Consider the following 13,780-nt stretch of genomic DNA (forward strand, 5'->3'; position numbering starts at 1 on the left):
ACGTGGGAAGCTTGATTGTATCTACTCATGTTATTTGTCCTCTTTGACTTCGCTAAAAATCAAGGGAGCATTTAACATGGGTAGAACTACAGGCAAAGCCTCACTGAATGATAACCACCTACTGAAGTAGGTGGTTTAGGGCTGAAAATCAAAGAAAAGGTTGGTGTGATGACACCAACCTTTAACTGTGAGGGTTAGCCCGTGTTTCGCATACCCGCAGCAATACCCGCTATCGTAACCATCAGCGCTTCTTCCAGTTCTGGAGCGGCTTCTTGATCTTGACGAGTGCGGTAAAGCAGTTCTGCTTGCAGCATGTTCAATGGTTCAACATAGATGTTACGTAAGCGGATGGACTCTTGTCCCCAAGGGTCACTTTGCATCAGGTTCTCGTTGTTCTCTACATTAAGCACTGCTTTGATATCTTTTTGCAGTTGTTCACGTAGACGATCACCCAGTGGCAGTAGTTTAGGGTCTACCAAGCGTTCATCATAGTAACGAGAAATTTCCATATTGCACTTAGTGTAAACCATCTCAAGCATACCAAGACGTGTAGAGAAGAATGGCCATTCGCGACACATTTCCTCTAATAGCGCTTGATGTCCTTTGTCTACGGAGTATTGAATTGCCTCACCTGCACCTAGCCATGCTGGAAGGACAAGACGGTTTTGACTCCAAGAGAAAATCCATGGAATCGCACGTAGGCTTTCTACGCCACCGTTAGGATTACGTTTAGCTGGTCGAGAACCAAGCGGTAGCTTACCCAGTTCCAACTCTGGCGTTGCTTGACGGAAGTAAGGCACAAAATCTGGCTCGCCACGAACGATGTTTCGGTATGCTTCACAGCTGACCTCTGACAAGACGTTCATCAAATCACGCCATTCTTGTTTTGGCTCTGGTGGTGGTAGTAGGTTTGCCTCAAGGATTGCACTTGCATAGAGGCTAAAGCTATTGACAGCAACTTCTGGAAGCCCAAGCTTGAAGCGAATCATTTCGCCTTGCTCTGTCACACGCAGACCGCCTTTTAGACTCTTTGGTGGTTGAGAAAGTAGTGCTGCATGCGCTGGTGCGCCACCGCGACCAATAGTACCGCCTCGGCCATGGAATAGGGTCAGTTCGACGCCCTCATCTTCAGCCACTTTTACAAGAGATTCCATAGCATGGTATTGAGCCCAGCCAGCAGACATCACGCCTGCGTCTTTAGCCGAATCTGAATAACCGATCATGACCATTTGATGGTTTTGAATAAAGCCACGGTATAGGTCGATGCCCATCAATTGTTTGATGACAGACTCTGCGTTGTTTAAGTCGTCTAAAGTTTCAAACAATGGACAAACGTCCATACGATAAGGACAACCCGATTCTTGTAGCAACAGGTGAACGGCGAGTACATCGGAAGCGGTACGAGCCATCGAAATGACATAGGCACCGAAAGCTTCACGAGGTTGAAGGGCGATGATATTACACGTGTCCAAAACCTCTTGAACGGCTTCAGATGGCTGCCAATCGCGTGGTAGTAGTGGACGTTTAGAGGCTAACTCGTTAGTTAGAAAAGCAATCTTATCTTGCTCGCTCCAATGGTTGTAATCACCAATACCTAGGTAGCGAGTCAGCTCAGACAATACATCTGAATGACGGGTACTTTCTTGACGAATATCGAGACGAACTAGATGGACACCAAAAGCTTTGATTCGGCGTAGGGTATCGAGTAATGAACCGTCAGCAATGATACCCATGCCACATTCGTGTAGGGATTGGTAACAGGCGTAGAGAGGTTCCCACAACTGTTCGACACGTTGCAGCGGCGCTTTGACGGCCAGTTTTTGACCATGAATCTTGGCGTCGAGAATCTCTTTGGTTTCGTTTAACAGCTCTCGAAGTTGCTTCAGTACAGCACGGTAAGGTTCATGTTCATCGTCACCCGCGAGTGCACGAACCGCGTCGTTACATTTGGTCATCGACAATTCGCTAACCAGCTCGTTGATATCGCCTAGATAGAGATCGGCCGCTTTCCAACGTGAGAGCAGTAATACTTCACGAGTAATGGTATAGGTGACAAATGGGTTACCATCTCGGTCACCGCCCATCCATGATGAGAAGTGCACTGGTCGCGCATCAATAGGTAGCCCTTCGCCTAGATAGCCTTCCAAACGTTGGTCTAGTTCTCTTAAGAAATCAGGTACCGCTTCCCATAATGAGTTTTCAACCACTGCAAAGCCCCATTTGGCCTCATCAAGTGGTGTTGGGCGCTGTTGACGGATGGTATCCGAGTGCCAACTTTGTGCGATTAACTGCTCAAGACGACGTTCCGTTTTTTGGCGCTCTTTAACGGATAGATCACTCAGTTCAAGTTTAGAAAGGCACTTGTTGATCTTAATCAGCTTGTGAATCATGGTTCGACGAGTGATTTCAGTAGGATGCGCGGTTAGTACCAACTCAATGTTTAGATCGCGTACAGCTTGGGCTGTATCAAGTTTACTGATGTCGTTTTGAGCCAGTTTTGAGAAAAGCGTATTGATAGCGTCTGGTTCGCATACATGAGCATCACAGTGACGTGAAATCGTATGGTACTGCTCTGCCATGTTAGTTAGGTTTAGAAATTGGTTGAATGCATGAGCAACTGGAGTCAGTTGATCATTTGGCAGGCTTTTTATTTCATCAATTAAGCTTTTTCTATCTTGCTGATTGCCTGCGAGGGCGGACTTGGAAAGTTTACGAATGGTTTCTACTTTCTCTAGAAGTACGTCACCATGTGCGTCCTTGATGGTGTTGCCGAGCAAGTGTCCTAGCATGCTCACATTGCTTCTGAGCGCAGAGTATTTCTCGTTCATTATCTTCCTGCCTTGTAAAAAAATTACATCCAATGTTTCTTTGTTAGGTAGACAATCTAGCGAAAAATATCGCTGCGAGTCAAATACTGTAGGCTAAGTTTGCAAATATTGTGCAAATGAATGTAACGCCCCAAGATGCATGCGATTGACTAATTATGTTGAAAATTTATTACAAAAACGGACTTTCTGCTTTGAATTGCTAGAAAACTTCGTGCCGATAATCCAGTTCAAAGCGTTCTCAAACAAAAAGGGTTGGCGTAACGCGCCAACCCTTCAATTTATCCGCATCCATTATTCAAGAGCGATTGCTTCTTCTTTGCCTCTAAAAACAATACTTATGCATCGCTTTTGACAAAACATCGATCGTTGGATCAATAAACTCGAACGCGAGGAATTCATCCGGTTGGTGCGCTTGATCGATTGACCCCGGCCCTAGAACGAGAGTCGGGCAGAGTTGTTGCAGGAAAGGCGCTTCTGTGCAGTAGTTGACAGTTTGAGATTCGAGCCCACAGATCTCTTCCACACCACCAATAAATGGGTGGTCATGCTGACATTCATAACCCGGAATGGGTTCATGAAGTGGAGTAATGCTGATTCGGCCAGGCCACTTAGCTTCAACTTCTTTAAGTGCGCCGCGCAACATATTGTCCAAACCGTCTAAACTGATGCCCGGTAAAGGACGTACATCATAATGTAGTTCGCAACAACCACAGATGCGGTTCGCACTGTCGCCACCATGAATATGACCAAGGTTAAGAGTGGGACTAGGGATAGCAAAACCTGGATGGTGGTACTCTTTGATCAATTTATCGCGTAGCTGCATTAGTACAAACAGAACTTCATGCATGATCTCAATCGCATTCACACCTAATGAAGGATCTGAAGAGTGCCCGGATTTCCCCGTAACTCGCACGGCATTGGCGACATGGCCTTTGTGACCTCGGATAGGTACTAAGCTGGTTGGCTCACCAATAATGCAGTAGTCCGGTTTAAACGGTGCATTCTCAGTAAAGTGGCGTGCACCCAGCATGGTTGTCTCTTCATCACAGGTTGCCAGTATATAAAGAGGCTTGGTCTGTTTACTCCAATCGACTTTTTTTACGGCTTCTATAATAAAGGCGAAAAAGCCCTTCATATCTGCCGTACCTAAACCATAGAAGCGATTGTTTGCTTCAGTTAACGCGTGAGGTTCAAAATTCCATCGCCCTTGATCGAATGGCACGGTATCGCTGTGACCCGCGAGTAGCAGTCCACCTTCTCCACTGCCTTTCTTGGCAATTAGATTGAGTTTCCCTTCTTCGACGGTTGTGACTTCGACGCTGAAGCCGACATCCTTTAGCCATCCTGCTAATTTTTCAATGACTTTGGCGTTGCCTTCATCCCAACTTGGGTCTGTCGAGCTAATAGAAGAGGTGGAAATCAGGCCGCTGTAGACCTCAAGAAAACTTGGTAATTTCATATTTAGTTTACATTCCCTGTTGACAGAGTACGGTTAAGAAGGTAAAACACATATTAAATCACTTTTATTGAATAAAAAACCAATAAAGGCGAGATTAATTAAATTTATAGTCACTCATTGAGTGGTGATTTTAGGTCAAATTGGATGTCTCAGATGCTTAAAACCACAATCATAGGCGCAAGCGGTTATACCGGAGCAGAGCTTGCTCTGATGGTGCACAAACACCCTGAACTTACGCTATCAGGTTTGTATGTTTCCGCCAATAGCTTAGATGCGGGGAAATGCATCTCGCAATTACACGGTAAGTTAGCTGGGATTATTAGTCAGTCTGTACTTCCTCTTACTGATGTTGAAGCTGTCGCAATTGAAAGTGATGTGGTGTTTTTAGCGACCGCGCATGAAGTCAGCCACGACCTAGCCCCTCTTTTTCTTGCTCAAGGCTGTCAGGTCTTCGACTTGTCTGGCGCTTTCCGTGTAAAGAAAGAAGGGTTTTATAACCAGTTTTACGGTTTTGAGCATCAGCATGAATCTTGGCTAGATAACTCGGTTTATGGCTTAGCGGAATGGAACGATGACGGAATCAAGCAGTGTCAGCTTATCGCTGTTCCTGGTTGTTACCCAACAGCGTCTCAATTGGCAATTAAACCGTTATTGGAAGCGGGTCTTGTTGATGAGAGTCAGTGGCCAGTGATCAATGCGACTAGCGGTGTCTCTGGAGCGGGTAGAAAGGCAACCATGACCAATAGCTACTGCGAAGTGAGCTTACAGCCTTACGGTGTATTTAATCATCGTCATCAGCCAGAAATTGCTAGCCACTTAGGTCGTGAGGTGATTTTCACACCGCATCTTGGCAACTTTAAACGCGGGATACTTGCCACGATCACGCTCAAACTTGCTCAAAATGTGACAGAGCAGCAGGTCGCTCAAGCATTTCATGCAGCTTATGAAAATAAGCCGGCAGTGCGTCTCACCGTTGACGTGCTACCAAGTATTCAAAATGTAGAAAATACACCTTTCTGCGATATCGGCTGGAAGGTTCAAGGTGAGCACATCATCGTAGTCTCTGCGATTGATAACTTACTAAAAGGTGCATCAAGTCAAGCGATGCAATGTTTAAACATCCACTACGGATTTCCAGAGTTAACTGCCCTTATTTAGGCAAATACGCTTAAGCAAGTAGGTAAAGGGACGAGTAATGACAGATAACAAATCAACTCCATTAGTGATCAAATTAGGCGGTGCTGCACTGTCTTGTACTGAGACTCTTAGCCAGATATTTGGCGCAATTGCGAATTATCAAAAGCAGGCTCAGCGACGAATTGTGATCGTCCACGGAGGGGGTTATCTGGTGGACGATCTAATGGCTGCCCTACAACTTAAAACAGTGAAAAAGGACGGACTAAGAGTCACTCCTTACGATCAAATTGGAGTGATTACCGGTGCTTTGGCAGGCACGGCAAACAAGATGCTACAAGGTCAGGCGATTAAAGATGGGCTGAATGCGGTCGGTCTAAGCCTTGCGGATGGCGGGCTATGCCATGTTGAAGAGCTCGATCCTGAGTTGGGTGCGGTTGGCAAAGCAACCCCAGGCGACTCAACCGTGCTTCAAGCTGTTCTTGCCGCTGGCGCTTTGCCAATCATTAGCTCGATCGGCTTAACAGCAAATGGTCAGATGATGAATGTGAATGCCGATCAAGCGGCAGTTGCTGTCGCAGGTGCTCTCGACGCTGAGTTAGTTCTGCTATCAGACGTGAGTGGTGTTCTCGATGGAAAAGGTCATTTGATCAAGAGCCTCGATGAAAAGCAAGCACAGAGCTTAATTCAAGGGCATGTGATCACTGACGGTATGATCGTCAAAGTGAACGCTGCACTTGAAGCTGCGAACGATTTAGGTCGACCAATTGAAGTTGCGACTTGGCGTTACCCAGACAAGCTGGTTGATCTGTTTGCCGGACAAAGCATCGGAACTCAGTTCTTACCTAAGCAATAAACCAATGAATTAGCTGCAACGCATGTAGCGGTGCAGCCAAAAAAAACAATCAGGATGTAACCCGTAGCACTGACCGCCAAGCGCAGAGCCGGGATTTTGGAGAAAAGAAAGATGAGCAAAGTTCAAGTAAATAAAGTTGTTGTCGCATACTCTGGCGGTCTGGATACTTCAGTCATTATTCCGTGGCTAAAAGAGAACTATGACTGTGAAGTTATCGCATTTGTCGCAGATGTTGGCCAAGGTGCAGAAGAACTAGAAGGTATCGAAGCAAAAGCAAAAGCTTCTGGTGCATCTGAGTGTTATATCGCGGATCTAAAAGAAGAGATGGTCGCGGAATACATTTATCCAACGCTTAAAACGGGCGCTTACTATGAAGGTAAGTACTTACTAGGAACCTCAATGGCGCGTCCGATCATTGCTAAGGCTCAGGTAGAAGTAGCACGTAAAGTAGGTGCGGATGCACTGTGTCACGGTTGTACTGGTAAAGGTAATGACCAAGTTCGTTTTGAAGGAGCATTCGCCGCTCTAGCCCCGGATTTGCACGTTATCGCACCTTGGCGTGAGTGGGGTCTTGTTAGCCGTGAAGAGTGTCTTGACTACCTCGCTGAGCGTAATATTCCGTGTACCGCATCATTAACGAAAATTTATTCACGTGATGCAAACGCATGGCATATCTCAACCGAAGGTGGTGTTCTTGAAGAGACTTGGAATGCGCCGAATGAAGATTGCTGGGTTTGGACCGTTGATCCAGAGCAAGCGCCAAACGAAGCGGAATATGTCACGCTAAAAGTTGAAAAAGGCGAAGTGGTTGCTGTTGATGGTGAAACAATGACGCCATACAACGCACTGGTTTACCTAAATGAAAAAGGTGCTAAACACGGTGTAGGGCGTATTGATATCGTCGAGAACCGTTTGGTTGGTATGAAGTCACGTGGTTGTTACGAAACTCCAGGGGGCACTATCATGATGGAAGCACTACGTGCAGTAGAGCAACTGGTGCTGGATAAAACATCATTTGAGTTCCGTGAAGAGCTAGGCCTAAAAGCATCTCATCTAGTGTACGACGGCCGTTGGTTCACACCGCTATGTAAATCGATTCTCGCTGCATCAGAAGAGCTGGCTCAGGACGTGAACGGTGAAGTAGTGGTTAAACTATACAAAGGTCAAGCGACAGTGACTCAAAAGCGTTCAGACAACAGCCTATATTGTGAGAAGTTTGCGACCTTCGGTGAAGACGAAGTGTACGATCAAAGCCACGCGGAAGGCTTCATTCGTCTCTACTCGCTATCAAGCCGTATTCGTGCGTTGAATAGCCAGAAAAAATAATTGAGATATGCATTAACAGTTAGAGCCCATTTGGTATCCAAATGGGCTTTTTACGTATATGTTCATCGCAGATGAGTGATAGATTTTATCGTGAATAAATATGTAAAAATAATGAATTAATACTTTATTTTTGTTGGGTTTTGCCGTAACTTTGATTCATCATAAAAACTGAATCAGATTCAGAGTCATTTTAAGCAATATAGCTACTAGCACAAATAGTGAGCAAGGTAATCAGGAGAAACGCGATGGCATTATGGGGCGGAAGATTTACCCAAGCGGCAGATACGAGATTCAAAGACTTTAACGACTCATTGCGCTTCGATTACCGACTAGCTGAACAAGATATTGTAGGGTCAATCGCTTGGTCTAAGGCTCTGATGTCTGTTGGCGTGCTGAGTGAAGAAGAGCAGCAGAAGCTCGAACTGGCATTGAATGAACTCAAGCTAGAGGTGATGGAAGACCCACACCAAATTTTGCGCTCAGATGCGGAAGACATCCACTCTTGGGTTGAGCAGCAGTTGATTGGCAAAGTGGGAGACTTAGGTAAAAAGCTCCACACTGGTCGTTCGCGTAACGATCAGGTCGCAACCGACTTAAAGCTATGGTGTCGTCAACAAGGGCAGCAGTTACTTATGGCGCTTGATCGTCTTCAAGCTCAGATGGTATCGGTAGCGAAACAGCATCAGGATACGGTTCTTCCTGGCTATACCCATCTACAACGTGCTCAGCCAGTGACCTTTGCTCATTGGTGTTTGGCGTATGTGGAAATGTTCGAGCGTGACTACTCGCGCTTACATGATGCGATTACCCGTCTTGATACCTGTCCATTAGGTTCAGGTGCGCTAGCAGGCACGGCTTATCCGATCGATCGTGAAGTGTTAGCGCATAATCTGGGTTTCCGCAGAGCAACACGTAACTCTCTTGATTCAGTTTCCGATCGTGACCATGTTATGGAGCTGATGTCTGTCGCCTCTATTTCGATGCTGCATTTGTCTCGCCTTGCTGAAGATATGATCTTTTACAACTCGGGTGAGTCTAACTTTATCGAATTGGCTGATACCGTCACCTCTGGCTCATCACTGATGCCACAGAAGAAAAACCCCGATGCTCTTGAACTGATTCGTGGCAAAACCGGTCGTGTTTACGGTTCATTGGCAGGCATGATGATGACGGTTAAAGCTCTGCCTCTTGCGTACAACAAAGATATGCAGGAAGACAAAGAAGGCTTGTTCGATGCGCTCGATACGTGGAACGATTGTATGGAGATGGCTGCACTCTGCTTTGACGGCATCAAGGTAAATAAAGAACGTACGCTTGAAGCGGCCAAGCAAGGCTATGCGAATGCGACTGAGTTGGCTGACTATTTGGTCGCGAAAGGGATCCCATTCCGTGAAGCTCACCATATTGTTGGTGTGGCTGTCGTGGGTGCGATTGCTAAAGGCAGTGCTCTAGAAGAGCTTTCTATCGCTGAGCTCAAAGAGTTTTCAGACGTTATCGAAGAGGATGTATACAGTATTCTGACCATCGAGTCGTGCTTAGAAAAACGCAGCGCTTTAGGTGGGGTTTCACCTAAGCAGGTTGCCTATGCGGTTGAGCAGGCCGAAGGGCGTTTGATTAAACGTGATACCTCCGCAGTGAAGGTGAGACCAGCACGTCTGACGGATATTGAAGCATTGGAAGGTATGGTGGCTTACTGGGCGAATATGGGTGAAAACTTACCGCGTTCACGTAGCGAACTTGTGCGTGATATTGGCTCATTTGCTGTCGCGGAACATCATGGGGAAGTGACTGGTTGTGCATCCCTTTATGTGTATGACTCGGGTTTAGCTGAAATTCGCTCATTAGGTGTTGAAGCTGGCTGGCAAAAACAGGGACAAGGCAGTGCGATTGTTCAGTATTTGGTAGAAAAAGCCCGTTTGATGGCAATCAAAAAAGTGTTTGTTCTAACGAGAACACCAGAGTTCTTTATGAAGCAGGCCTTCTTGCCGACATCGAAGTCATTATTGCCTGAGAAGGTACTAAAAGATTGCGATCAATGTCCAAGGCAACACGCTTGTGACGAAGTGGCACTTGAAGTCAATTTGGTTGAGCAAGCCATTGCACGCGTCAGCGTCGCGTAAGTGATTGAATCTGAATGTATCAAAAAAAGATCAAAAAAGATCGTTCTTTTTTGGAACAAATAAGATTAAGCAGAGTCTATAAAAATACCACTGCTTTTTCTTAGAAGAATCTAAGAAGGCCCCAAACCAGATATTGGTTTTGGGGCTTTTTCTTTTTTAGCGTCTCGCTAAATTTGATTGGCTCGAGCACTTCGCTGTTATGGTGCTACTCTTTGCCATTGCGTTTTCGCCATGGAAGGATCACAAAGCGCATCCAAAGGTGCAGGAAGAGTAGACCGTTGAAAGCAAAACCAGCCAAAATAAGCGCGATCGATTCGATAGTTTTCGGGTTATCTTTAAACGCAAACCACCATACAATCCAACATAAAACAGAAAGCACAGAGAGTTGATCGATACATCTTTGGCAGCGGCCAAGTTTTTTCCAAAACCATTGGCTGTTTTTACAATACTGGCATGTCATGCTGGTGGCTTATTAGTGAGCCTATTGAGTGGTTTATATCCTAACCCAAAGAGAACGTGCTGTTCCACAACCAGATACAAAAAAGCGAGCCATTTAGGCTCGCTTTTGATTTTGGATTAGCAGCCTGGGCCGCAATCTAGACAGTGTTTGATCATCTCTGGACCTAGATGTAGTTTAGCGTTTAGGTCACGTAAGGCTGTGCGTACACCCTCTTCGATCACCGGATGATAGAAAGGCATATCTAACATCTCAGACACAGTCATTTTATTCTGGTGTGCCCAGGCTAGCAGGTGAGCTAGGTGCTCTGCATTCGGTCCCATCATCTCAGCACCGAGGAAGCGACCAGTACCCTGTTCTCCGTATACGTGAAGGATGCCTTTATTGCGTAACATAACGCGAGATCGACCTTGGTTTTCAAATGAAACTTCACCCGTCGCGAAACAGCCACAATTACCTAAACGTGTGGTTAGCTGCTTATAGGTCTCACCAACCATTGCGATTTGTGGGTCAGAGAAGACGGCTGATATTGGTGAACGACGCAGGCCTGCACGAATATCTGGGAAACGACCTGCGTTATCCCCTGCGATACGCGCTTGATCTGCTGCTTCGTGCAGCAATGGAATTTGGTTGCTGGCATCTCCAGCAATAAAGATGCTCTCTACTGACGTTTGCAGCGTGTAATATTCAGCGGTTGGAACGCCACGCTCATCCAGCTCTAGAGTGGTATTCTCCAAGCCTAGTTTATCAACGTTTGGTCGACGTCCAGTGGCTGCCAATACATAGTCAACGATAAAGCTTTCCAATTCACCATCTTGATTAATAAAGAGAATTTCAACTTTGTCTGTGCCGTCAATACGCTTCATGCTTTCGATTTTAACGTCCGCATCCAAGTAAAACTCTTGCTTGAAGGCTTTATCTGCGTAAGCCATGACTTCAGGGTCAGTGATTGGGCCTACTTGACCACCAAGACCAAACAGCTTCACGTTGACACCTAAACGATGCAGCGCTTGTCCAAGTTCAAGACCAATAACACCAGGGCCAAATACAGCAACAGCTTGAGGAAGATCATCCCAGTCAAACACATCGTCATTAATGATGAGACGATCCCCGAGTTCGTTCCAAACCGCAGGGTATGCTGGACGTGAACCCGTCGCGATAACAATACGTTTCGCGTGGATCTGAGTATGGTCATCGACGATCAAGGTGTTGTTGTCGATAAATTTTGCGTAACCAGCAATCTTGTCTTCTGCTGGGATCTCATCGACACCTTCCAGTACAAAGCCTACAAAACGGTCACGTTCACGTTTTACACGATCCATCACTTCGCGGCCGTTAATCACGATTTCGCCTTGAGGATGAACTCCAAAACCTGGTGCTTTTTCGATTTGGTGAACGCTTTCAGCCGCAGCAATCAATAGCTTCGAAGGCATACAACCTACGCGAGCACAAGTGGTGCCGTATGGGCCGCCTTCAATCATCACAACGCTGTTTGTATGTGCTTTTGCTGCGCGGTATGCGCCTAAACCTGCTGTACCACCACCAATAACGGCAACATCGACATTTAACTGTTTCATAATTGGGTCTCGCTTTTTACTCCAAGCGTTTCCGAGTGAGAAAGCTTGAGGATTTGAATCTATGTTTGTATCAATCTGGATAAGTCGTGGGACTGCCCTGAGACAACGACTTATCAAGACTGGGGAGGAGTAGAATTTAGGTGTCCCCCGCACCGCAGTGGCACGGGAGACCGAGGGTTTTATTAGCCTAGGTAAGCTTCTAGCTCTTCGCTGCCACCGATGTGTTTACCACCGATGAAAACTTGAGGAACTGTAGAGCGGCCAGTGACTGCACGTAGACTTACTGTTGTCGCATCTTTACCCAAAACCACTTCTTCATACTGAAGACCGTGGTCAATCAGGTTTTGTTTCGCTTTCGCACAGAATGGGCAGCCTGGTTTAGTAAACACAGTGATAGATTCTTGTGTTTTGTAGTCAGGAGCGATGTACGCAAGCATTGTGTCAGCGTCAGAGACTTTGAACGGGTCACCTGGTTCGTTTGGTTCGATGAACATTTTTTCTACTACGCCATCTTTAACCAGCATGCTGTAGCGCCATGAACGTTTGCCGAAGCCAAGGTCGTTTTTGTCAACTAGCATACCCATACCGTCTGTGAACTCACCGTTACCGTCAGGAATGAAGGTAATATTTTCTGCTTCCTGATCCTGTTTCCACGCGTTCATAACGAATGTGTCATTGACCGATACACATAGGATTTCATCAACACCATGCTCTTTGAATACAGGGAACAACTCATTGTAACGAGGTAGGTGGCTTGATGAACAAGTCGGAGTAAACGCACCAGGTAGGCTGAATACTAATACAGTCTTACCTTTAAATAGCTCATCAGTGGTTACGTTAACCCATGCATCACCTTGACGAGTTGGGAAAGTAACTTGTGGTACGTTTTGACCTTCTTTAGATGCAAACATATTTGTTTCCTTTTGATTTTATGTAATTTGGTGGTAAGTCTTATCAGTGCTTTCACTGTGCTCCGTTTCGATGAAGCTATTATTAAAAAAATCCTTTGATAGCTCTAATCGTTTAATGCTATAGTTTTGATAGATAATTTCTATCTAATAGGATGGAGAAACAACCAATTATGAATATTCGAGATTTTGAGTATTTAGTCGCGCTCGCTGAGCACAAACATTTTCGTAAAGCTGCTGAGGCGTGTTTCGTCAGTCAACCTACGTTGAGTGGTCAGATCCGCAAACTAGAAGATGAATTAGGAGCGGCCCTACTGGAAAGGAGCAGCCGCAGGGTACTGTTTACCGACGCGGGGTTGCAATTGGTTGACCAAGCAAAGCGAATTCTCGCAGAGGTGAAAACCTTTAGAGATATGGCCAGTGGTCAAGCTGGTGAGATGGTCGGGCCAATGCATATCGGTTTTATTCCGACAGTCGGACCTTATCTGCTGCCTAAAATCGTCCCTATGCTAAAAGAGCGTTTTCCGGATTTAGAACTGTTTCTCCATGAGGCTCAAACGCATCAATTGGTGCGCCAGCTAGAGGATGGCAAACTTGACTGTCTTGTTCTGGCGGCTGTGACAGAAACGGCGCCTTTCAAGGAGATTGAGATCTACAATGAGCCACTGAGTGTCGCTGTTCCTTGTGGCCATGAATGGGCTGATCTTGATGAACTTGATATGTTGGAACTCAATGGCAAAACTGTGCTGGCATTAGGTGATGGCCACTGTCTACGTGATCAGGCTTTGGGCTTTTGTTTTGCCGCAGGTGCGAAAGATGACGAGCGCTTTAAAGCAACCAGTTTGGAAACTCTGAGAAACATGGTTGCCGCAGGCGCGGGAATTACACTCTTGCCTGAGCTGTCATTGCCAAAAGAGAAGCAGAAGGATGGCGTTTGCTACGTTAAGGCGATCAATCCTGTGCCTTCACGTAGTATCGTGTTGGCTTACCGCCCAGGGTCTCCCTTAAGAGCTCGTTTCGAGCAGATTGCTGAAGCCATCGCACATCAGTTAGCGCAATCGCAGGCGTAGAATACTGAGATAAAAAAAGAGGTTGATGTCTGCACATCAACCTCT

General features: G+C 46.1%; 10 protein-coding genes. 5 read left to right on the plus strand and 5 right to left on the minus strand.

What is annotated here, in order from left to right:
* Positions 1 to 194: 194 nt before the first annotated feature.
* On the minus strand, positions 195 to 2,828 hold the full coding sequence (gene ppc, locus QTN95_RS12135; protein WP_331417650.1) for a phosphoenolpyruvate carboxylase: 2,634 nt from the start codon (positions 2,826 to 2,828) through the stop codon (positions 195 to 197).
* Positions 2,829 to 3,150: 322 nt separating this feature from the next.
* Complete coding sequence (gene argE, locus QTN95_RS12140; protein ID WP_331417651.1) at positions 3,151 to 4,287, minus strand: acetylornithine deacetylase; 1,137 nt, start codon at positions 4,285 to 4,287, stop codon at positions 3,151 to 3,153.
* Positions 4,288 to 4,440: 153 nt separating this feature from the next.
* Here argE and argC point away from each other — a divergent pair, with 153 nt between their 5' ends.
* From argC to argH, 4 genes are all read left to right on the plus strand, one after another.
* The gene (argC, locus tag QTN95_RS12145; RefSeq protein ID WP_331417691.1) at positions 4,441 to 5,445 is read left to right on the plus strand and encodes an N-acetyl-gamma-glutamyl-phosphate reductase; all 1,005 of its coding nucleotides are present in this window, start codon (positions 4,441 to 4,443) and stop codon (positions 5,443 to 5,445) included.
* Positions 5,446 to 5,482: 37 nt separating this feature from the next.
* Positions 5,483 to 6,277: an acetylglutamate kinase gene (gene argB, locus QTN95_RS12150; RefSeq protein ID WP_331417652.1), complete on the plus strand. Its 795-nt coding sequence runs from the start codon at positions 5,483 to 5,485 to the stop codon at positions 6,275 to 6,277.
* Positions 6,278 to 6,388: 111 nt separating this feature from the next.
* Positions 6,389 to 7,603: an argininosuccinate synthase gene (locus QTN95_RS12155; RefSeq protein ID WP_331417653.1), complete on the plus strand. Its 1,215-nt coding sequence runs from the start codon at positions 6,389 to 6,391 to the stop codon at positions 7,601 to 7,603.
* A gap of 245 nt (positions 7,604 to 7,848) precedes the next feature.
* On the plus strand, positions 7,849 to 9,723 hold the full coding sequence (gene argH, locus QTN95_RS12160) for an argininosuccinate lyase (protein ID WP_138971074.1): 1,875 nt from the start codon (positions 7,849 to 7,851) through the stop codon (positions 9,721 to 9,723).
* A 205-nt stretch (positions 9,724 to 9,928) separates the two neighbouring features.
* On the opposite strand, the gene QTN95_RS12165 is transcribed toward argH, so the two are convergent.
* The 3 genes from QTN95_RS12165 to QTN95_RS12175 all read right to left on the minus strand — a co-directional run bounded on the left by QTN95_RS12165 (position 9,929) and on the right by QTN95_RS12175 (position 12,668).
* On the minus strand, positions 9,929 to 10,183 hold the full coding sequence (locus QTN95_RS12165; RefSeq protein WP_331417654.1) for a DUF3624 domain-containing protein: 255 nt from the start codon (positions 10,181 to 10,183) through the stop codon (positions 9,929 to 9,931).
* A 116-nt stretch (positions 10,184 to 10,299) separates the two neighbouring features.
* Positions 10,300 to 11,757, minus strand: a complete 1,458-nt coding sequence (locus tag QTN95_RS12170) for a dihydrolipoyl dehydrogenase (protein WP_331417655.1) — start codon at positions 11,755 to 11,757, stop codon at positions 10,300 to 10,302.
* Between the two features lie 182 nt (positions 11,758 to 11,939).
* A complete protein-coding gene (locus QTN95_RS12175) occupies positions 11,940 to 12,668 on the minus strand; it encodes a redoxin family protein (RefSeq protein ID WP_269378362.1) in 729 nt (242 codons plus the stop codon).
* Between the two features lie 170 nt (positions 12,669 to 12,838).
* Between QTN95_RS12175 and oxyR the strand changes: the two genes are divergently transcribed.
* Positions 12,839 to 13,735, plus strand: a complete 897-nt coding sequence (gene oxyR, locus QTN95_RS12180; protein WP_331417656.1) for a DNA-binding transcriptional regulator OxyR — start codon at positions 12,839 to 12,841, stop codon at positions 13,733 to 13,735.
* Positions 13,736 to 13,780: the final 45 nt, after the last annotated feature.

Source organism: Vibrio sp. M260112 (assembly GCF_036533775.1).
GTDB lineage: Bacteria > Pseudomonadota > Gammaproteobacteria > Enterobacterales > Vibrionaceae > Vibrio.